This is a genomic window from Mesorhizobium sp. M0060 (genome assembly GCF_040323155.1).
GTDB lineage: Bacteria > Pseudomonadota > Alphaproteobacteria > Rhizobiales > Rhizobiaceae > Mesorhizobium.
Window position 1 is genome coordinate 86,102 of the sequence record NZ_JAMYUP010000019.1, and the last position, 19,081, is coordinate 105,182.

The window sequence follows — 19,081 nt, forward strand, 5'->3', positions numbered from 1 at the left end:
CACGCATGATGCTTTGGCTAATCCGATCAAAGGGGAAGCCGGATGTCCAAAGCCACCGAAATCGACATAGTGTCCGTTTCGAAAGTCTATGGCGCAACGACTGCCGTCGAAGACATCAGCCTGAAAATCCCAGCCGGAACCTATTGCTGCCTGCTCGGCCCATCCGGCTGCGGCAAGACTTCGACACTACGCATGATCGCCGGGCACGAGAGCATTTCGAGCGGCGACGTGCGTCTCGGCAACATTGTGGTTACCGACTTGCCGCCAGCCAGGCGCGGCACCGCCATGATGTTCCAGTCCTACGCGCTGTTTCCGCATCTCGACCTGATCGACAACGTTGCGTTCAGCCTCAAGATGAAGGGCGTCGGCAAGGAGGAGCGCCGCGCCAAGGCGCTCGAGATGCTGAAACTAATGCAGATGGAGGCCTATGCCAGCCGCCGCCCGGCGCAGCTTTCGGGCGGGCAGCAGCAGCGCGTCGCCCTTGCACGCGCACTCATCACCGATCCCGAGGCGCTGTTGCTCGATGAACCGCTTTCGGCGCTCGATCCGTTCCTGAAGATCCGCATGCGGGCCGAACTGAAGAAGCTGCAGACGTCCCTCGGCATCACTTTCGTCCACGTCACCCACAGCCAGGAAGAAGCCATGGCGCTGGCCGACCTGATCGTGGTGATGAACGATGGCCGTATCGAGCAGGCGGCGCATCCGCGCACGGTGTTCGAGCGGCCGGCCACCGCCTTCGTCGCCCGTTTCATGGGCGACCACAATGTCATCTCCGGCCGCGTCACCGGCCGTCGCGACGGCATGGTCGTTTTCGACGTGCCTGGCGGCGTCACGCTCGCGGCCAGCGGGCAGGGCAGGGAGATCGGCCAGCCGATCGATATCGCCATTCGCACCGACCATGTGCGGATCGGCGACCCGCCGGCCGCCGGGCTCGGGTTCACCGGCATCATCGCAAATGTCGAATACCGCGGTTCGACCGTGAAACTCTCGGTCAACGGCGCCGGCATCGAGGATTTCACGGTGATCGTCAACGACACCAGCTTCTTCGCCAAACCGGTTGCCGTCGGCGGCGCGGTGCCGATCGCCTGGGACGCCGAGGACGCGATCGTCCTTGGCCGTCTCGATTCCTGAAACCCAGCATAACCAACCAAAACAGGGGAACTGAGCATGACCAACACCACCGACAAGAAGACAGGAATATCGCGCCGTTCGCTGCTCAAGACAGGTGCCGCCGCCGTCGGTTTTGCCGCCGGTTCCGGCGCCATCACCGGCTTTCCGACCATCTGGGCGCAATCGAACATCACGCTGCGCCAGTTTGGCACCGGCGTGTCCAACCTCAATGCCATCGCCGACAAGTGCAAGGCGGACCTCGGCATCACGCTGGAGATGACGGCAACCGATTCCGATGCCGCCGCCCAGCGCGCGGTAACGCAGCCCGACAGCTACGATATCGCCGACATCGAATACTGGATCTGCAAGAAGGTGTTCCCGACAGGCGTCCTGCAGCCGATGGATGTCAGCAAGCTGAAATATTACGACGAGCTGGTGCCGCTGTTCAAAACCGGCAAGCTGACGCCGGACAGCGTCATTGCCCAGGGCACCGCGCCGCATACCGTCGGTTACGTCGAGGCCCAGGACAGCAAGGTGTTCGCCAAGTCGCCGACCAATTGGTTCACCATGGTGCCGACGATCTACAACGCCGATACGCTCGGCATCCGCCCCGACCTTGTCGGCCGCGACATCACCACCTGGGCCGACATCATGGATCCGGCCTTCAAGGGCAAGACCGCCATCCTCAACATCCCGTCGATCGGCATCATGGATGCGGCGATGATCATGGAGGCAACGGGCAACATCAAATACGCAGACAAGGGCAACATGACCAAGGAGGAGATCGACAAGACGATCGACTTCCTGATCAAGGCCAAGCAAGCCGGCCAGTTCCGCGCCTTCTGGAAATCCTTCGACGAAAGCGTCAACCTGATGGCTTCAGGCGAAGTGGTGATCCAGTCGATGTGGTCGCCGGCCGTGGCCGCAGTCCGCTCCAAGGGCATCGCGTGCCGCTTCCAGCCGCTCAAGGAAGGCTACCGGTCCTGGGGTGGCGGGCTTGGCCTGGCAGCCCATCTCTCCGGCGCCGAACTCGATGCCGCCTATGAATACATCAACTGGTACACGTCCGGTTGGGTGGGCGGCTATCTCAACCGCCAAGGGTATTACTCGGCCAACATGGTGTCGGCTAAGAAGTTCATGTCCGAAGACGAGTGGGGCTACTGGATCGAAGGCAAGCCGGCTAAGGGTGACATCCTGTCGCCGGACGGCAAAGTCATGGAAAAGGCAGGCGCCGTGCGTGACGGCGGCTCGTTCGAAGAGCGCATGGGCAAGGTCGCCTGCTGGAACTCGGTCATGGACGAGGACCGCTACATGGTGAAGCGCTGGAACGAGTTCATCGCTGCGTAGGTACAACGTCTTCCCCTTCTCCCCTTGTGGGAGAAGGTGGATTGGCGCGCAGCGCCGAGACGGTTGAGGGGTGCTGGCCGGAGCGCTGTTGGTGCCAAGCTGGAACACCCCTCATCCGACCGAGCTTCGCTCGGCCACCTTCTCCCACAGGGGGAGAAGGAAAGGCGGCTTCGCCGCATCGCTGACTTATACCGAGATGTTCATGACTGTCGCGCTCGAACGCCCCGCCACCGCCGCCGCAATGCCCGCCAGACGACGCCGCGTCTCTCTGGCCGGTCTCGCACCCTATCTCCAGGCGACACCGCTGGCGCTGATCCTCGGCGCGTTCCTTTTGCTGCCGATCCTGATGATCGCCGTGGTCTCCTTCTGGGATTACGATTTTGCGGCGATGTACCCGGATTTCCTGACCACCAACTACGCCGACACGCTCGGCTCGTGGGTCACCTGGAAAACCTATCTGAACACGCTGAAATACGCCGCCATCGTTTGGGCGCTGACGCTGTTCATCGGTTTCTGGGTCGCCTATTTCCTCGCCTTCCATATCAGGACCACGGCCATGCAGATGGTGCTGTTCCTTGTCTGCACCGTGCCGTTCCTGACCTCCAACATCATCCGCATGATCTCGTGGATTCCGGTGCTTGGCCGCAACGGCCTGGTCAACTCGACGCTGGTGCAACTGGGACTGATCCCGAAGCCCATCGAATGGCTGCTCTATTCCGAATTCGCCGTCGTGCTGGCCATGGTGCATCTCTACACGCTGTTCATGGTGACGCCGATCTTTAATACGCTGATGCGCATCGACAAGTCGTTGATCGAAGCCGCGCGTGACGCCGGCGCTTCCGGCTGGCAGGTTCTGTGGAACGTCGTCATCCCGCTTGCCAAGCCCGGCATGGCGATCGGCACCATTTTCGTCGTCACGCTGGTGATGGCCGACTTTTCGACGGTGCAGGTGATGTCCGGAGGCCAGAGCGCCTCCGTCGCGCTGATGATGAAGAACCAGATGTCGCTGCTGCAATATCCGGCGGCCGCCGCCAACGCGGTCGTGCTGCTGGTGCTGGTGCTGTTGATGGTCGCCGGCATCCTGCGCATCGTCGACATTCGCAAGGAGCTGTGAAGCGATGAGCCACGACAAGCGCACCCTCGAATTCTACGTGCTGGCGGTGTTCTTCGCTATTTTCGTGCTGTTCCTCTACGGCCCGCTTTCGGCGATCCTGATCCTCTCCTTCCAGGGCGAGAATGGCGGGCTGACATTCCCGCTGAACGGCGTCTCGCTGCACTGGTTCGCCAATCTGTTCGAGCGCCAGGCGGTCGGCGATTTCGGCGGCAGCTTCAAACGCTCGCTCGTCCTTGGCTTGATGGTGATGCTCGTCACGGTCATCGTGTCGCTGCTTGCCGGCCTTGCCTTCCGCCAAAAATTTCGCGGCGCCACCGCACTGTTTTATCTGGCCGTCGCCAGCCTGGTCGTCCCGTCGATCATCATCAGCCTCGGCATCGGCGTTGTCTTCCAGCAGGTCGGCTTCCGGCCTGCCTGGTACACCTCTGCTTTCGGTGCACATCTGACATGGACCTTGCCTTTCGGCGTGCTGATCATGTTCGCCGTCTTCAACCGGTTTTCCCCGGCCTATGAGGAAGCCGCCCGTGATCTCGGAGCATCGTCCTGGCAAACCTTCGCCCATGTCGTGCTGCCGATGATTGCACCCAGCCTGATCGGCGTCGGCCTGTTTGGCTTCACTCTGTCCTATGACGAGTTCGCCCGTACGCTGATGACCTCGGGCACCTTCAACACGCTGCCGCTCGAAATCTACGGCATGACGACCAATGTGACGACACCGGTGCTCTATGCGCTGGGCACCGTGACGACCGTGTTTTCCTTCCTGGTCATCCTGCTGACGCTCGGCGCAATCGTCTATGTCGGCCGCCGCAGGGAGCGTGCGTGACCGTGCAGATCCTCGTCGTCAATCCAAACACCACCGCCAGCATGACCGAGACTATCGCGGTCGCCGCCCGATCGGTCGCCGGCGCATCGACGAAGATCGTTGCCGTCACCTCGACGATGGGCCCGGTTTCGATCGAAGGCTATTATGATGAGGCGCTTGCCGTTCCCGGCCTGCTGGTCGAGATCGCCACCGGTGAGCGCTTGGGCGCGCAGGCCGCGGTCGTCGCCTGTTTCGACGACACCGGCCTCGATGCGGCACGCGCCATGGCGAGAATTCCGGTCATCGGCATTTGCGAGGCCTCGCTTGCCGTCGCCTCCTTCATCGCCCAGCGCTTCACCGTCGTCACCACGACCGGGCGCTCGCGCGTGCCGGTCGAAGGGCTGGTGCAACGCTACGGTATGGCGGGGCGGGCACGCGTGCGCGCTGCCGACATCCCGGTTCTTGCCCTCGAAGATCCGGCATCCGATGCACTCCTCAAGCTGCGCAACGAGATTGCGCGCGCCATCGAGGAGGATCGCGCCGAGGCCATCGTGCTCGGCTGTGCCGGCATGGCCGATCTCGCAGCCGCGCTGCAGCGGGAATTCGGCCTTCCGGTCATCGACGGCGTCGGTGCCGCGGTCAAGCAGGCCGAGGCCTTGATCGCGCTTGGCCTGACGACATCCAAGCGCGGCGCCTATGCAAGCCCTTTAGCGAAGCCCTATCATGGCGCCCTAAAATCCTTCGCGCCTGGTGCCGCCGAGTGATCGCAATGCCCAGAACGATCCGAACGCTCGCACTTGAAGACGTGCAAACCCTTGTCGGTTGGGCGGCGGCGGAAGGCTGGAACCCCGGGCTCGACGATGCCGCGCTGTTCCAGGCAGCGGACCCGCAGGGCTTCATCGGTGCCTTTGTCGATGGCGAGATGGTGGCCGGCATTTCGGCTGTGGCCTATGGCGACGATTTCGGCTTCATCGGCCTCTACATCTGCCGGCCGGACAGGCGTGGCCAAGGCCATGGCAAGGCGGTCTGGGATGCCGGCATGGCGCGGCTCGGCAACCGCACGATCGGCCTCGACGGCGTTGTCGAACAGCAGGCCAACTACCGCAGCATGGGTTTTGCACCGGCCTACCGGACGATCCGGTTCATGGGGTCGCCGAATGTCCCGGCAGCCGCCGGCAGCGACATTCGCGCCATAGGGCCGGAACTCGTGCCGGACATACTGGACTATGACCGCCGCTTCTTTCCCGGTCCGAGACGGTCTTTCCTGGAACACTGGCTGCGCCCGCCCCATACGGCGCTTGCGGTCGTCAATGACGGTGCCATTGCGGGATACGGCGTCGCGCGCCGATGCCGCGACGGCTGCAAGGTCGGCCCGCTCTTTGCCGACAATCTGGACGCGGCAAGCCGTCTCTTCGCCGCGCTCGTGCACATTTCCGGCCCTGGAAACGTCCATCTCGACGTGCCCGAGACCAGTGGGCAATTTGCAGATTTGCTGTCATCCGCGGGTCTGCAACCGGGCTTCGAAACGGCTCGAATGTACAAGGGAAGGGCGCCGCAGCTCACGCAGTCCGGTGTCTATGCGATAACGACCTTGGAGCTTGGTTGAGACGGTGCAAGTCGGCTTCTAGCGCGCAAAGTCGGGCAGCAGGAATGCGTGGTCTACTTTTCCTGAACTGAAATGCCGGAATCGTCGATACGAAGTTCCACGCCTTTCGGCTTGGTCTCCTCGCGATAAACGTAAATGCCCAAGGCAATGACGGCGACGACCAAGGCGCCGATGACGAGATAAAGATAGTTCTGCTTCATCCGCTGTCGTTAACAACATGATGTGGGCGAGTCTAGCAGTTCGATATCGGGACGGCTGATGGACGAGGCGGCGGCCCGTGCGTGCATTCTTCTAGCACTGTCGGTGCCCAAACTACTACTCTGCGCAGCGCAGCGGGATGGGGAGCGCAAGCGGCGCCCCGACATTCGATCATGCGCGACAGCCAGCTAGCCTGCCTCATCCAGCCGATCGCGCAGGATGCTCAGGGGAAGCAGCATGTTCGGCGCATGCCGCATCAGGCCGTGGAGCGGGATCGGCGACGGCGGCGCGAACGGCAGCGGCAAATCCCGAGGCTTTGTTCCGCCCGCCCAATCCGCAAGCACCTTGCCCATGCTCATGGTCATGGCGATGCCGCGCCCGTTGCAGGCAAAGCCCGCGATCAGGCCGGGGCCGAGATCGACGAGGTGCGGCAGGAAGTCGGGCTCGACGGCAGCCATCCCCGACCAGCTGTATTCAAGCGGCGGGATTTCCGGGAGATCGAGATATCTGGCAAGCCGCCGCCAGATCGCCCGGGGCACCCGCGTGTCGGCAACGGGGCCAAAAACATGCATGCCGCCGGTGATCAGCCTGTTTTCGTTGTCGAAGCGGAAGGTGAAAAGATTGCGCCTGGTGTCGCCGACGCCTTGCCCGCCGGGAAGCAGACGGGTGCGTATTTCGCGCGGCAGCGGCGCCGTCGCGATCTGGAAGATCTTCAGCGGGAAATAGGTTCGCTCAAGCGTGCGGTTCAGCGACCCGCCATAGGCGTTGGTGGCGACCAGCACCTTTCCGGCACGCACCGAACCCGAGGCCGTCTTCAGAGCCCAGCCATCCCCTAAGCGATCGATCGACGCGACACGTGTATGCTCGAAGATGCGCGCGCCGGCCTTTTCCGCTGCGTCGGCCAGCCCGCGCGCATATTCGACTGGATTGAGGACACCGCCCGACCTGTCCATCCAGCCGCCGACATAACCGCGAACGCCGGTCAGATCCTCAATCGCCTGCCTGTCCAGCGCAACAGTCGGCTTTCCGCGTCTTGCCCATTGCTCGGCACGCGATCTGGTCTTTTGCAAAGCGGCCTGCGAATGGGCTGGTTGTATCCATCCGCTCTGGAGCGCATCGCATTCGATGCCGTGGCGCTTGATCAGGTCGAAGACGAGATCGGCGCTGCCGGTGGCGAAATCGACAAGGCGTTCGCCGCGTTCAGGCCCGAGTTGGGCAATGATATCGTCCGGGTCCCGTTTGGCGAAATTCGGCACCACGAAGCCGGCGTTCCTGCCGGTTGCGCCCCAGGCGATGATTTCCGCCTCGAGGACGGCGACCGAGATGTCTTTTTCGGCGGTGTGCAGCGCGGTAGAAAGGCCTGAGAACCCGCCGCCGACAATCGCCAGATCGACATCGAGTGCACCTTCGAGGGCGGGTCGTTCACGGCGGTTGCGGCCGACGGCGTGCCATAGCGAAAGGCCGCGTGGCACGGCAACGTTGCTCATGACCTTGCCGCGCTCTCGTCCGGTGCCACTTTCGCGCCCTTGCCCAACCTTGCACGCCTCGGCCGGTCGCCGAAGAGGCCGTTCGGCCTGACCAGCAGGATAACGCACAGCATCACGCCGATGGCGACGATCTGCAGCGAGGCGGCGCGGGCCTGCTGTTCCGGCGAGAATAACATACTGGTCAAGGCTCCCGATCCGGCCCATATCGCCCAGACCAGGATGCTGCCGACGACGGCTCCCGTATTGCTGCCCGAGCCGCCGACGATCAGCATCACCCAGACCTGGAAGGTCAGCGCCGGCAAATAATTGTCCGGCGCGATGAAGCCGGTGAAATGCGCCTGCAGCGCACCGGCAAGCGCCATGATGGCGCCGCCCACGGCAAAGGCCTGGACGCGGTAGAAACGCGCGCTTTTTCCCAGCGATATCGCGGCCCGCTCATCCTCACGAAGCGCCTTCAACACGCGCCCCCAAGGGCTGCGCGACAGATGTTCCAGCGCGAGATAGGCGATTAGCGTCACCACCGAGACGACGGCAAGGTTCGAAAGGTTGAAGAGCAACGGCGTTTCGGCGAGGCCGCCGAAAGGACGCGGAATGAAGCCGATGCCGAACGGGCCACCGGTCAGCTTCTGGGCGTTGAGCGCGACCAGTTGCACGACGACGGCGACACCGAAGGTGGTGATCGCCAGATAGTCCGATCTCAGGCGCAGCGTGGCAATGCCGGTGATCGCGGCGGCGACGCCGCCCACCAGCATGGCGCCGAGCCAGCCGACAAGGATGGGCAGGTCGAAGCCGCCCAGGCGCGCGGCATCGTCGGGCGTGGTCAGCAACGCCGAGGTGTAGGCGCCGATGGCGACGAAGCCGGCGACCCCGACATTGAAAAGCCCGGTCAGCCCCCATTGCAGGTTGAGCCCGAGCGTGACCAGCGAAAAGATCAGCGCGGTGGTCAGGAAGAAGGCGCCATAGCCGAGCAGATCCATCAGCGTTCCCTCACTCCGAAAAGGCCGATGGGCCGCACGAACAGCACCGCCATCAGGATGATGAAGGAGACGGCCGCCCGCCATTCGGCGCCGATCAACTGCACCGCGCCGGCTTCGGTCAGACCGATGATTAGGCCGCCGAGAACGGCGCCGGGCACGCTGCCGATGCCGCCGAGGATGGCGGCCGCGAACATCGGCAGCAGCATGTCGAAACCCATGAATGGGCGGATCTGGATGAGGATGCCGATCATCACGCCGGCGACGCAGGCCAGCGCTCCGCCGATGATCCAGGTAACGCGCACCACCCTGGCGACGTCGATGCCGACGATGCGGGCCAGTGCTGCGTTCTGGCTCAGTGCCTGCATCGAGCGGCCGGTCTGGGTACGCGTCATCAGGAGATGCACGCCGAGCACGAGCACGACGGTAAGCAGCAGCAACGCGATCTGATCGGGGGTGATGCGAATGCCGAAGCCGACCGGCATGGCGATCTGGATCGCCCGGCTGAAATAGGTCGGACGCGAGGTGAAGATGAATTCGAGCAGGCTTCTCAGCGCCATCGAGGCGCCGAAACTCGCCATCACCACGATGATCGCCTGGCCTTTGGCCCGCAGTCGCGCGAACAGCACCAGGTCGAGCAGCAGCGCCAGCAGGCCGGTGACCACCATGCCGATGATGAGCGCGGCGATCAGCGGCCAGCCGAACGAGAGGGGAGCGATCGGCGCGATCTTGCCGAATATCGCGCCAATGGCGCCGACGACGGCGAGCGTCGCATAAGCGCCCCAGGCCATGAAATCGCCATGGGCGAAGTTCGAGAAGCGCAGGATCGAATAGGTGAGCGTCACGCCGATGGCGCCGAGGCCGATCATCGAACCTGCCAGCAGTCCGTCGACGACAAATTGCAGGTTCATGCTGCACTTCCTTTGCCGGAGTGCCGGTCTCTTTCAGGATCGAGGCGGCGCTGGCCAAGATAGAGTTCGGCGACGACCGGATCGTTCCAGAGCTCGGAGGCGATGCCCTGGTGCCGGTCCTTGCCCTCGACCAGCACATAGGCGCGATCGCCGATGGCAAGCGCTGCCTTGGCGTTCTGTTCGACCAGCAGAATGGTAACGCCGGATCTGCGGATGCCGGCCAGCATCTCGAACACCATGGCCACGAATTTCGGCGACAGGCCGGCCGACGGCTCGTCGAGCACCAGCACCTTGGGATGGACGATCAATGCCCGGGCAACGGCCAGCATCTGCCGCTGTCCGCCCGAAAGATTGCCGGCGGCCGTCTTGCGCTGACGGGCGAGATCGGGAAAGGTCGCATACATTTCCTCGATGTGGGCAGGGGTCTCGCGCGGCTGCAGGATGCCGCAGGCGACTTTCAGATTGTCCTCGACCGACATCAGCGGAAAAATGTTTTCGGTCTGCGGCACGAAGGCTAGGCCAAGGCGGACCATGGTGTGGGCGGGCGCCGCCGTGATATCCTTGCCGTCCAGCAGGACGGTGCCGCCGGTGATCGGGACAAGGCCGGCGATCGCCTTGATAAGGCTCGACTTGCCGGCGCCGTTGGGACCGAGAACGACGACAATCTCGCCCTTGTCGACGGTGATCGAGGCGCCGCGCACGATCGGCACACCGGGCTCGTAACCGGCTTCGAGATCGCAGACATCGAGGACCGTTTGGCTCATGCCGCGCCCCCGAGATAGGCCTCGATGACGCGGGGATCGCGTGCGACCTCGTCCGGGGTGCCTTCGCACAGAAGCTGACCGCTCGCCATGACCAGCACGCGGTGGCAAAGCCGCGTCACCATGTCGATATTGTGCTCGATCAGCAGGAAGGTAATGCCGCTTCTGTTGATGTCGCGAATGCGGTCGATGATGACTTCGAGCAATGTCGCGTTGACGCCGGCCGCCGGTTCATCGAGCAGGATGATCGCCGGGTCTGCCATCATGACGCGGGCCAGTTCGAGCAGCTTGCGCTGGCCGCCGGAAAGCACGCGTGCCGGTTCGTGCGCAAGGCGGGAAAGCGTCACGAGCTCAAGCAATTCGCTGGCTCTCGTCTCGGCCGCCCGCTCTTCGGCGGCCACCCGCCAGGGCGTCAGGAAGTTGGCGAGCAGCTTTTCTCCGGCCTGCCCCTGCGCGGCTAGCATGACGTTTTCGATCAGTGTCAGATTGGGCAAGGGCCGGGGGATCTGGAATGTGCGGCCAAGGCCGCGGCCGATGCGGCGATGGGCTGCTTCCCCCGAAACGAGTACACCGTTGAGGAGGATTTCGCCGCTGGTCGGCAGGATGCTGCCGGCCAACAGGTCGAACATCGTCGTCTTGCCGGCGCCGTTCGGGCCGATGAGGCCGAGTATTTCACCCTGCTGGACGTCGAACGAGACATTGTTAACCGCGACAAGGCCGCCGAAGCGTCTGACGACGTTCCTGGCCGTCAGAACCGGCGTGCGGATCTCCTCCTGCCGTTCTGTCGTGTCGCTCATCAATCCCTGGCCGAAAGCGATCTTCGCCGCCTATGATTTGATTTGTGATCACACTTGCTTTGATCACGCTATTCGGCTTTAATTTCTTCCGCAAGCCGAAAACGGGCCAGAGACCAGGACTGCCCATGCAGAAGGCCGCCATCGAACGGAATAACGAAACGATCGCAGCCCAGCTTACGCCGGTCGGCCGCGAGACCGTTCAGGATCGCGTCTATTCGGAGCTGCGCCGCGCCTTGATCGGCGGCCTTTTCGAGCCGAGCCAGGTGCTGACCATCCGCGGCCTCGCTGACGCGCTGGTCACCAGCACCATGCCGGTGCGCGAGGCGCTCGGACGGCTGATCACCGAGAAGGCGCTGGAGGCGCTCCCAAATCGCTCCGTGCGCGTGCCGCCTATCACGCTGGAGCGTATCGACGATCTCTTGCGCGCCCGCTCCCTTATAGAGGGCGAAGCGATAGCACTTGCCGCCACGCGCATGAATTCGCGCCAGATAGCCGCGGTCGAAGCCATGCTCGGCGAGTGGGACGAGATGCGGGCGCTGAAGCACAAGAAGGATATCGACCGCGAGGCCACGCTCAACCAGAGCTTCCATTTCGAGATCTACCGTTGCTGCGGCTCCGCCGTGCTGATCCCGATGATCGAGAGCCTCTGGCTGCAATCAGGACCGTGCATCCGCGTCGCCATCTACGCCTTTTCCGATGCCGGCGAAGTCGATACCGCCCACTATCACCGCAGCATCGTCGCAGCGCTTGCCAAGCAGGATGCGCAGGCTGCGCGCGAGGCGTTGGTGGCCGACATCAGCCGGCCGTTTGCCTTCCTGCGCGACAAGCTCCAATCCGCGGCCAAGAAGGATTTGAGGGCATGACGACGCCTGCCATCAGGATCACCGAGCCACGCTCAGAACTTTCCGTGACGGCGCTGCTGTTGCCTGAAAAGGCGCCCGAAAACGCTGGCTTCCTGCTGGCCTATCTCGGGCAGCCGCGCGTCGTTGCCAGCATCCATGCGATGTGGACGGGGCCGGAAATCTCCTGCCCGGTTCCCGCCGCCGACCTGGCGGGCCAAACCTTCGCCAAGCCGTTGCCGGCGGAGAATGCAACGCTGACGCCGCAGCCGGGCGACATCGTGTTGTCCTATGTGCCGCCGCGCATGTGGGGCGGCAACCCGAATGCGATTTTCGATATAGGCTTGTTCTATGGACAGGGTGCGCGTCTCTTGTTCCCGATCGGCTGGCTTGCCGGAAGCGTCGTGGCGCAGGTGCATCCCGAGGAGCGCGATCAATTCGCCGCCGCCTGTGGCGTGATCCGCCGCAACGGCGCCTGCGACATTACCTTCACGCGTGTGGAGATCTGAATGGCCGAGCAAGACGACAGTTTCGAACTCTTCGACCTTCGTGTCGAAGCGGTCATCCCTGAGGGCAAGCCAATCTATTGCGGTGCCAAGGCTGGCGACTATTTCGAGTTGAAGGGCGAGATGCTGTCGATGCCGGCGGGGCAGGGTTTTTCGATCTATTCGATATCGGCCGTGTTGCCGCTGCTCGCAGCCAAACAGCGTCCGACCCACAGGAACGACTGGATGACATCGGACGCCGAGATCGCCTGTCCCGATCCCAATTGCGCCAGCCGGCTGAGGATCGTCAGGACGGGCAAGCGGCGGTTCAGCCATGCCGAGACCACGGCGGTGCCGCTGCCGAAGGAGAGTGACCAGAGATGACCGCCAAGGCGTTCGAACTCAGCCCCGGCTACACGATCTCGCGCGTCATTCGCGGCGGCTGGCAGCTTGCCGGCGGGCACGGCGCGATCGACCGCCAACAGGCAGTGACCGACCTGATCGCCACGTTCGATGCCGGCATCAGGACCTATGATTGCGCCGATATCTATACCGGCGTCGAGGAACTGATCGGTGCGGCGCGCCTGCGGCTTGCCAACGAGCGCGGCCTCGACGCCGCCGCCAAGATGAAGGTACACACCAAGCTGGTGCCCGATCTAGAAAGGCTTTCCGACATCCGCCGCGACTACATCAGCAGCATCGTCGACCAGTCGCTGCGGCGGCTGAAAACCGAGCGGCTCGACCTCGTGCAGTTCCATTGGTGGGATTATTCGGTGCCCGGTTACGTCGATGCGATCGGCTGGCTCAACGACCTCCGCCTGGAGGGCAAGGTGCGCAACGTCGGCACCACCAACTTCGACACGCCTCGGCTGGCCGAGATCCTGGCCGCCGGCGTGCCGCTGGTCAGCCAGCAACTGCAATATTCCGTGCTCGACCAACGGCCGGCCAACAGCCTTGCGGTGCTCGCCAGCCAGCACGGCGTCAGTTTCCTCTGCTACGGTTCGGTGGCTGGCGGTTTCCTCAGCGAAAAATGGCTTGGCGTTGCCGAGCCGCAGACGCCGCTCGAAAACCGGTCACTGGTCAAATACAAGCTGATCATCGATGATTTCGGTGGCTGGGATCTCTTCCAGGAGTTGCTTGAAGTACTGAAGGCCGTCGCCGACCGCCATGGCGTCGACATCGCCACCATCGCCAGCGCCTGGGTGCTGGAGCAGCCGCAAGTGGCGGCTGTCATCGTCGGTGCCCGCAACCAGGCGCACGCCCTTGCCAATGCCGGGATCATGGACGTCGCGCTCGACGCCGATGACCGGACGCGGATCGCTGCGGTGATCGCGCAAAGCCGCGGCCCGCTAGGCGACGTCTACACATTGGAACGCGACCGTCACGGCCGCCACGGCTCCATCATGCACTACAATTTGAATGCGGGCCGGATATGAGCGCGGTCATGGACGAGAAGCTATCTCTGCTTTCCCGCGCCAGCGCAGAGATTGTCGATCTCCACCGCTTCTTCGTCGAGTGGTTCGATGCGGCAAGCGCCGACAGGGCAGATTTCAGCCGCTTCGAACGCGTCATGGGAGAAGGCTTCTGTATGGTTGCGCCGGACGGTCAGGTTCTCGATCGTGGCGCAGTGGTTGACCATGTCAGGGCAAGCCGCGCCAGCTGTGACGGCGACTTCACTATTTCGATCGAGGATATCCGGGCCGGCTGGCAGGCCGGCGACACGATCGTCGTCTGCTACGTCGAGGCACAGCAACGCGCCGGCAAGCACAGCCGCCGTCGCTCGAGTGCCGTTTTCACCACCAGTTCATCGGCGCCGAACGGCGTCGAATGGCGACATCTGCATGAAACCTGGCTGCAGGTGCCGGAAGGCTGAACAGGCTCAAGACGTGAATGAGAGTCGTGTAACGAAAGGGGAACAACAATGACAAAGACGATACTTCAGATCACCACCGCGCTCGCCTTGCTGACAGCGGCCGGCGCAGCGCAAGCCGCCGACTGCAAGATCACCGTCGGTCGTCATGGAACTGACCGGCCCGGCCGGCGAATATGGCCAGGCCGGCGCCAAGTCGGTCGAAATGGCATTCCGCGACATCAACGATGCCGGCGGGGTGCGCGGCTGCGATCTCGCGACCGACACCCGCGACAGCCAGAGCCAGGGCAACATTGCGGTCGACGCCGCAACCCAGCTCGTGCAGGTCAAGAAGGTGCCTGTCATCATCGGCGGCATCATCTCCTCGGTGTCGATCCCGATCCTGACCTCGGTCACCGCGCCGGCCAAGATCGTCCAGGTGTCGCCGGCTTCGTCGTCGCCGACGCTGACGGCGCTCGGGCGCGACGGCAAGACCAACGGCATCTTCTTCCGCACCATCACCTCGGACGCTCTGCAAGGCGTGGCCGCCGCCAAATATGCCATCGACAAGGGCTTCAAGAAGCTGTCGGTCATCCACGTCAACAACGACTTCGGCGTCAACATGGTGGCGGAATTCTCGCGTGCCTATAAGGCGCTCGGTGGCACCATCGTCTCCGACACGCCCTACAATGAAAAGCAGTCGAGCTATGCCTCGGAGGTAACCGCGGCCATGGCCGGCGAACCGGACGGGCTTTACCTCGTCAGCACGCCTGTCGATGGCGCAACCATCGCCCGTACCTGGATTTCTCAGGGCGGTGTCCAGAAATTCCTGCTCAATGACGGCATGAACAGCCCGGATTTCATCGAATCCGTCGGCGCCGACTATTTGAAGGATGCCTATGGCACTTCCTCGGGCACCAGCCCGACCGCATCGACCGAATATTTCACCAAGAACTACAAGGAATTTTCGGGCATTGAGCCGTCGAACCCGGCGGCCGACCGGTCCTATGATGCCGGCGCCATCGTCGGCTTGGCTATCGCGATTGCCGGCTCCGAGGATCCGGCCAAGATCAAGGACGCGATGTACAAGGCGGTCGATCCGGCCGGCACGCCGATCTATGCCGGCAAGGACGAGTTCGCCAAGGCGCTCGGCCTGATCAAGGATGGCAAGCCGATCCGCTACGAAGGCGTCATCGGCCCTGTAGCCTTCGACAAGTATGGCGACATCACCGGCCCGTTCCGCCTTTGGAAGATCGTCGACGGCAAGGTGACGACCGACGGCGAAATGACCACGAATGACGTCAACGCCCTGCAGGCGAAGCTTCAGTAATCGCCTATGCTCCGTCCGGCGTCGATACCATTCCATTGAGGTTGATGCCGGACACTTGCATGTCCTGCTGCCGGTTAGGCCGGCCTGGAAACGACTACCGCACCAGCCGCCGGCATGATCCAGGGGCAGGCATAGTAATCAGTGATGCGATTTATGATCCCGCCGGCGGCTTCGATCCGAACCGGATGGGCAGGCTTCCAACCATCTTCGCCATGGTGGAGCACGAGCAGCACCGCCTCGCCATCGATCTCGCCAATCACCATTTTCCATGTCGTCGAGGCTCTTTCGTACTCAATGAAGTAAGGTGATTCCGACAGCCGGCCCTTGAAGCAATCCGCGACCCGCAATTGTGCGTCGGCGCTGGTCAGCGCCCGCACGCCGTCCCAGTCGCGGCGGTTGAACAGTTCGACATAGCGGCTGAGCAATTCCAGGAGTTCCGGATCGCGCTGGGGCTCCGAACGGACGATTGGCTCGCCGGACAAGGCGGCCAATTTCGAGCGGCCACGGCTCAACGCAGCCTTGACGCCGCCCACGGTCGAGCCGACGAGGTCGGCGATCTCTTCCAGCGAACAGTCGAAGACGTCCTTGAGCAGAACGCAGGCGCGTTCTTTGGGCGGCAGGTGGATCACCAGCCGTTCGATCGCGCGATCCGCGCCCTTGCCCACCGGCTCGACCGGCAGGATGATCTCGTCTTCGACGAAATTGGCCTCCGCATGCTGACGCACCTGCCGGCTTCGCAGGAAATCGATGCAGCGATTATGCGCAATGCGAAACAGCCAGGGGCGAAGAGCGCTCGCATTGTCCAGCTTCTCGATCTTCCGATAGGCCTCGAACAGCGCTTCCTGCATGACGTCTTCGGCGTCGAGCGTCGAACCGATCATGCGCGCGCAGTAGCGGTGCAGCCGTCCACGCAAATGCGCGACTGTCTCCAGGAAGCCGGCGTAGCGGACGTCGAAAAGCCCGGTCGGGTCAAGTCTTAGCTGCATCTTCATGATACAAGATCATAGCGGGACGTAGGTCAGCGTGATGACGCCGTTCTTGAAACGGTGCGTATCTATAAGCTCCAGCTTGACCAGGGACGGATCGACATCCTGGAAAGCGCGTTTGCCTTGGCCGACGCGGGTCGGCACGATCGAGAGCTGATACTCGTCGACAAGCCTGTTGGCGAGCAGCGTCTGGTCGAGATTGCTCACTCCATACTTCAATATGTTGCCGCCGGTTTGCCGCTTGATCCCAGCGATTTCGGCAGCGACATCGCCTTCGATCAGCGACTCGTTCCAGGTCACCTCCTTGAGGCTGCGAGACGCGACGAGCTTCTTCAGCCCGTTCATGCGGTCCATGTACTTGCTGCCTTTGACCTGCGGCCAGCGCGCCGAAAACATTTCATAGGTGACGCGGCCGAGCAGGAAAAAATCCGCCTCGCCGGCCTTTTCATAGGAGTGCTCCTTCATCTCCTCGTCGAAGAAGGGCGAGGCCCATTCCATTGGTGCTTCGATGACGCCGTCCAGCGAAATGAAGCTGCCCACGATCAATTTTCTCATCGCGTGTCTCCGGTTGCGCAACAGGCATCCCGTCGGGCCCCAAGGAACCGGCGAAAACGAACCGGCCCGATGGATGACCACAGGATGCAGTGCCTAAGACGTTTCCAGTTCGACTTTGGATACGCGTGAGGATCGTTTGAGTTAATAGAGCGGCTTGGCCATGTGCCGGGGCGTCGGCCACTCCGTCGTTATCCCCGGCTGTACCGGCCGTTCGAGATAGGTCGACAGGACCACGTAGCTTCGGGTCGAGGTGACGCCAGGGGTTTCATAGAGACGCGACAGCAGGCCTTCGAGTGCTCGAGTGTCCTCGGTGCGGACCTTGATCAGCATGCATGTATCGCCGGCCACCGAATGAATCTCCTCGACTTCGGGGTGTTCGGCGATCGCCATCAGCTCCGGCGTCTTTCCCCAGCCCTTGGTGTCGATGTGGACGAAGGCGAGCAGCGGTTTGCGCACCGCCTTGGGATCGATGATGGCCGCGGTGTTGCGGATGGCGCCGCTGCGCCGAAGCCGCTTGACGCGTTCATGGACTGCCGGCGGCGACAGGCCGACGCGGTCGCCGAGCTCGGCATAGCTAATCGTGGCGTCGTCGACCAGAACGCCTAATATTTTTCGGTCGGTTGCATCGATATCGCGGGCCGCAGGCCTGTTCTGCGGAATGCCATCTGTTTCTTCATCCATATTAAAAGTCCCGATTGATACAGAATTTAATACGGCCATTATTGCCATATGTCGAACAGTGATCAAGTCGCCACATTCGCGGCGGCCCCCAAGCCGCCAATCCCGGCACTCGCCTACCTCCTGACCGGGTGCATCGCCGTGATCGGCTCCAACTCGCTGGTGCTCGGTCCAATCGCACCGGCGGTGGCCGCGTCATTCGGCACAAGCGTGCCGGCGGTCATGATCGCGTCCGCCGCGTTCGGGCTAGGTACGTCGGCAAGCGCCTTGTTCCTGGCGCGCTACATCGACCGGCTCGGCGCCCGCCGCATACTGCAAGGGGCGTTGCTGCTGCTGGCGATAGCGCTCGTCGCCAGCGCCGCCGCGCCGACGGTGACGGCGCTGGTCGCGGCCCAGCTTCTCGCCGGCGTCGCCGCAGGTGTCGCGATGCCGGCAATCTATGCCAGCTCCGCCGCGATTGCGCCGCCCGGCCGCGAAAGCGGCACCATAGGAGTCGTGTTGACCGGCTGGACGCTCAGCATGGTCGCCGGCGTTTCGCTGTCGGCCGTGCTTGCCGACCTGGTGCATTGGCGCGCCGTTTTCGCGGCGGTCGCGGTGCTGGCAGCACTCGCATTGGCCAGCCTGACGCTGACGTCGCTGAGCGATGTCAGGAAGAGCGGCCCGGCGCCGACGCCGCTGGGCGCCTTGAGCGTCCCCGGCATAGTGCCGCTTCTGGTTGCCTGCGCCGCATTCATGACCGCGTTCTACGGTGTCTATGGTTATCTTGGCGATCACCTTCACAATGGCCTGGGACGGCCGGTCAGTGCCAACGGGCTGGCCGCGCTCGCTTATGGCGCCGGCTTCGGCACGGCGGCACTTCTTGACGGCGTCATCGATCGCCTGGGCGCGCGGCGCGTCATGCCGTTTGCCTACCTGCTCGTCGCGGTCGTCTATGTCGCGCTTGCCGCGACAAGCGACAGCTTCAGCCTGACCATAGCGATGATAGCCGTCTGGGGCCTTGCCAATCATTTCGGGCTGAACGTCCTGGTAATGCGTCTGTCGGCGCTCGATCCTTCGCGACGCGGCACGATCATGGGTTTGAACAGCGCGGTGACCTATCTCGCGGTGTTCGTCGGAACCACGGCGTTCGGACCGCTTTATTCCACGTTCGGTTTTGCGGCATCGGCGGTGGTTGCAGCCTTGCTCATGCTGATCGCTGCTGCGGCAGCGGCGTGGCGTTCGCCGACCCCGTAGCGTAGCAAGCCTTGCGTCC

Annotated in this window: 21 protein-coding genes and 1 pseudogene; 13 read left to right on the plus strand and 9 right to left on the minus strand. The window is 63.1% G+C overall.

Going from position 1 to position 19,081, the window contains the following annotated elements; all coding sequences use genetic code 11:
* Positions 1–42: 42 nt before the first annotated feature.
* The 6 genes from NKJ94_RS19640 to NKJ94_RS19665 all read left to right on the plus strand — a co-directional run bounded on the left by NKJ94_RS19640 (position 43) and on the right by NKJ94_RS19665 (position 5,979).
* A complete protein-coding gene (locus NKJ94_RS19640) occupies positions 43–1,131 on the plus strand; it encodes an ABC transporter ATP-binding protein (RefSeq protein ID WP_352527166.1) in 1,089 nt (362 codons plus the stop codon).
* 36 nt (positions 1,132–1,167) lie between these two features.
* Entirely contained in the window at positions 1,168–2,457 is a 1,290-nt protein-coding gene (locus NKJ94_RS19645) for an ABC transporter substrate-binding protein (protein WP_352527167.1), read from the plus strand.
* A 241-nt stretch (positions 2,458–2,698) separates the two neighbouring features.
* Entirely contained in the window at positions 2,699–3,571 is an 873-nt protein-coding gene (locus tag NKJ94_RS19650; RefSeq protein ID WP_352527207.1) for an ABC transporter permease, read from the plus strand.
* Between the two features lie 4 nt (positions 3,572–3,575).
* Positions 3,576–4,394 (plus strand): ABC transporter permease, encoded by an 819-nt coding sequence (locus NKJ94_RS19655; RefSeq protein WP_352527168.1) that lies wholly within the window; start codon positions 3,576–3,578, stop codon positions 4,392–4,394.
* A 2-nt stretch (positions 4,395–4,396) separates the two neighbouring features.
* Positions 4,397–5,137 carry an aspartate/glutamate racemase family protein gene (locus NKJ94_RS19660; RefSeq protein WP_352527208.1) on the plus strand — a complete coding sequence of 247 codons (741 nt, stop codon included), beginning with the start codon at positions 4,397–4,399 and terminating at the stop codon, positions 5,135–5,137.
* A 5-nt stretch (positions 5,138–5,142) separates the two neighbouring features.
* Positions 5,143–5,979: a GNAT family N-acetyltransferase gene (locus tag NKJ94_RS19665; protein ID WP_352527169.1), complete on the plus strand. Its 837-nt coding sequence runs from the start codon at positions 5,143–5,145 to the stop codon at positions 5,977–5,979.
* 53 nt (positions 5,980–6,032) lie between these two features.
* Here NKJ94_RS19665 and NKJ94_RS19670 read toward each other — a convergent pair whose 3' ends face one another.
* The 6 genes from NKJ94_RS19670 to NKJ94_RS19695 form a co-directional block, all read right to left on the minus strand.
* Positions 6,033–6,179 (minus strand): hypothetical protein, encoded by a 147-nt coding sequence (locus tag NKJ94_RS19670; RefSeq protein ID WP_352527170.1) that lies wholly within the window; start codon positions 6,177–6,179, stop codon positions 6,033–6,035.
* Between the two features lie 186 nt (positions 6,180–6,365).
* On the minus strand, positions 6,366–7,664 hold the full coding sequence (locus NKJ94_RS19675) for an NAD(P)/FAD-dependent oxidoreductase (RefSeq protein ID WP_352527171.1): 1,299 nt from the start codon (positions 7,662–7,664) through the stop codon (positions 6,366–6,368).
* The gene (locus NKJ94_RS19680; protein WP_352527209.1) at positions 7,661–8,644 is read right to left on the minus strand and encodes a branched-chain amino acid ABC transporter permease; all 984 of its coding nucleotides are present in this window, start codon (positions 8,642–8,644) and stop codon (positions 7,661–7,663) included. Before NKJ94_RS19680 ends, NKJ94_RS19675 begins: the two co-directional genes overlap by 4 nt.
* Positions 8,641–9,549 (minus strand): branched-chain amino acid ABC transporter permease, encoded by a 909-nt coding sequence (locus NKJ94_RS19685; RefSeq protein WP_352527172.1) that lies wholly within the window; start codon positions 9,547–9,549, stop codon positions 8,641–8,643. The genes NKJ94_RS19680 and NKJ94_RS19685 overlap by 4 nt, the downstream gene beginning before the upstream one ends.
* The gene (locus NKJ94_RS19690; protein ID WP_352527173.1) at positions 9,546–10,313 is read right to left on the minus strand and encodes an ABC transporter ATP-binding protein; all 768 of its coding nucleotides are present in this window, start codon (positions 10,311–10,313) and stop codon (positions 9,546–9,548) included. The genes NKJ94_RS19685 and NKJ94_RS19690 overlap by 4 nt, the downstream gene beginning before the upstream one ends.
* Positions 10,310–11,107 carry an ABC transporter ATP-binding protein gene (locus tag NKJ94_RS19695; RefSeq protein WP_352527174.1) on the minus strand — a complete coding sequence of 266 codons (798 nt, stop codon included), beginning with the start codon at positions 11,105–11,107 and terminating at the stop codon, positions 10,310–10,312. Before NKJ94_RS19695 ends, NKJ94_RS19690 begins: the two co-directional genes overlap by 4 nt.
* 125 nt (positions 11,108–11,232) lie before the next feature.
* On the opposite strand from NKJ94_RS19695, the gene NKJ94_RS19700 reads away from it, so the two are divergent.
* From NKJ94_RS19700 to NKJ94_RS19725, 6 genes and pseudogenes are all read left to right on the plus strand, one after another.
* A complete protein-coding gene (locus NKJ94_RS19700) occupies positions 11,233–11,970 on the plus strand; it encodes a GntR family transcriptional regulator (RefSeq protein ID WP_352527175.1) in 738 nt (245 codons plus the stop codon).
* The gene (locus NKJ94_RS19705) at positions 11,967–12,455 is read left to right on the plus strand and encodes a DUF3830 family protein (protein WP_352527176.1); all 489 of its coding nucleotides are present in this window, start codon (positions 11,967–11,969) and stop codon (positions 12,453–12,455) included. The genes NKJ94_RS19700 and NKJ94_RS19705 overlap by 4 nt, the downstream gene beginning before the upstream one ends.
* Complete coding sequence (locus tag NKJ94_RS19710; protein WP_352527177.1) at positions 12,456–12,815, plus strand: TIGR04076 family protein; 360 nt, start codon at positions 12,456–12,458, stop codon at positions 12,813–12,815.
* Complete coding sequence (locus NKJ94_RS19715; protein ID WP_352527178.1) at positions 12,812–13,867, plus strand: aldo/keto reductase; 1,056 nt, start codon at positions 12,812–12,814, stop codon at positions 13,865–13,867. The genes NKJ94_RS19710 and NKJ94_RS19715 overlap by 4 nt, the downstream gene beginning before the upstream one ends.
* A gap of 8 nt (positions 13,868–13,875) precedes the next feature.
* Positions 13,876–14,304, plus strand: coding sequence for a DUF4440 domain-containing protein (locus tag NKJ94_RS19720; protein WP_352527179.1), 429 nt, complete (start codon positions 13,876–13,878; stop codon positions 14,302–14,304).
* 48 nt (positions 14,305–14,352) lie between these two features.
* Positions 14,353–15,610: pseudogene (locus NKJ94_RS19725) on the plus strand (ABC transporter substrate-binding protein).
* Between the two features lie 74 nt (positions 15,611–15,684).
* On the opposite strand, the gene NKJ94_RS19730 reads toward NKJ94_RS19725, so the two are convergent.
* From NKJ94_RS19730 to NKJ94_RS19740, 3 genes are all read right to left on the minus strand, one after another.
* The gene (locus NKJ94_RS19730; protein WP_352527180.1) at positions 15,685–16,602 is read right to left on the minus strand and encodes a sigma-70 family RNA polymerase sigma factor; all 918 of its coding nucleotides are present in this window, start codon (positions 16,600–16,602) and stop codon (positions 15,685–15,687) included.
* Positions 16,603–16,611: 9 nt separating this feature from the next.
* Positions 16,612–17,151, minus strand: coding sequence for a dihydrofolate reductase family protein (locus tag NKJ94_RS19735; protein ID WP_352527181.1), 540 nt, complete (start codon positions 17,149–17,151; stop codon positions 16,612–16,614).
* Between the two features lie 141 nt (positions 17,152–17,292).
* The gene (locus tag NKJ94_RS19740; RefSeq protein ID WP_352527182.1) at positions 17,293–17,832 is read right to left on the minus strand and encodes an Lrp/AsnC family transcriptional regulator; all 540 of its coding nucleotides are present in this window, start codon (positions 17,830–17,832) and stop codon (positions 17,293–17,295) included.
* Positions 17,833–17,880: 48 nt separating this feature from the next.
* On the opposite strand from NKJ94_RS19740, the gene NKJ94_RS19745 reads away from it, so the two are divergent.
* Positions 17,881–19,062, plus strand: a complete 1,182-nt coding sequence (locus tag NKJ94_RS19745) for an MFS transporter (RefSeq protein WP_352527183.1) — start codon at positions 17,881–17,883, stop codon at positions 19,060–19,062.
* Positions 19,063–19,081: the final 19 nt, after the last annotated feature.

Bases quoted from the DNA above. Each gene is read 5' to 3' on its own strand.
- NKJ94_RS19700 (WP_352527175.1), top strand. From the start codon at position 11,233: ATGCAGAAGGCCGCCATCGAACGGAATAACGAAACGATCGCAGCCCAG.
- NKJ94_RS19705 (WP_352527176.1), top strand. From the start codon at position 11,967: ATGACGACGCCTGCCATCAGGATCACCGAGCCACGCTCAGAACTTTCC.
- NKJ94_RS19715 (WP_352527178.1), top strand. From the start codon at position 12,812: ATGACCGCCAAGGCGTTCGAACTCAGCCCCGGCTACACGATCTCGCGC.
- NKJ94_RS19655 (WP_352527168.1), top strand. From the start codon at position 3,576: ATGAGCCACGACAAGCGCACCCTCGAATTCTACGTGCTGGCGGTGTTC.
- NKJ94_RS19690 (WP_352527173.1), bottom strand. From the start codon at position 10,313: ATGAGCCAAACGGTCCTCGATGTCTGCGATCTCGAAGCCGGTTACGAG.
- NKJ94_RS19675 (WP_352527171.1), bottom strand. From the start codon at position 7,664: ATGAGCAACGTTGCCGTGCCACGCGGCCTTTCGCTATGGCACGCCGTC.
- NKJ94_RS19650 (WP_352527207.1), top strand. From the start codon at position 2,699: ATGCCCGCCAGACGACGCCGCGTCTCTCTGGCCGGTCTCGCACCCTAT.
- NKJ94_RS19745 (WP_352527183.1), top strand. From the start codon at position 17,881: ATGTCGAACAGTGATCAAGTCGCCACATTCGCGGCGGCCCCCAAGCCG.
- NKJ94_RS19710 (WP_352527177.1), top strand. From the start codon at position 12,456: ATGGCCGAGCAAGACGACAGTTTCGAACTCTTCGACCTTCGTGTCGAA.
- NKJ94_RS19665 (WP_352527169.1), top strand. From the start codon at position 5,143: ATGCCCAGAACGATCCGAACGCTCGCACTTGAAGACGTGCAAACCCTT.
- NKJ94_RS19730 (WP_352527180.1), bottom strand. From the start codon at position 16,602: ATGAAGATGCAGCTAAGACTTGACCCGACCGGGCTTTTCGACGTCCGC.
- NKJ94_RS19685 (WP_352527172.1), bottom strand. From the start codon at position 9,549: ATGAACCTGCAATTTGTCGTCGACGGACTGCTGGCAGGTTCGATGATC.
- NKJ94_RS19720 (WP_352527179.1), top strand. From the start codon at position 13,876: ATGGACGAGAAGCTATCTCTGCTTTCCCGCGCCAGCGCAGAGATTGTC.
- NKJ94_RS19645 (WP_352527167.1), top strand. From the start codon at position 1,168: ATGACCAACACCACCGACAAGAAGACAGGAATATCGCGCCGTTCGCTG.
- NKJ94_RS19640 (WP_352527166.1), top strand. From the start codon at position 43: ATGTCCAAAGCCACCGAAATCGACATAGTGTCCGTTTCGAAAGTCTAT.
- NKJ94_RS19670 (WP_352527170.1), bottom strand. From the start codon at position 6,179: ATGAAGCAGAACTATCTTTATCTCGTCATCGGCGCCTTGGTCGTCGCC.
- NKJ94_RS19740 (WP_352527182.1), bottom strand. From the start codon at position 17,832: ATGGATGAAGAAACAGATGGCATTCCGCAGAACAGGCCTGCGGCCCGC.
- NKJ94_RS19735 (WP_352527181.1), bottom strand. From the start codon at position 17,151: ATGAGAAAATTGATCGTGGGCAGCTTCATTTCGCTGGACGGCGTCATC.
- NKJ94_RS19695 (WP_352527174.1), bottom strand. From the start codon at position 11,107: ATGAGCGACACGACAGAACGGCAGGAGGAGATCCGCACGCCGGTTCTG.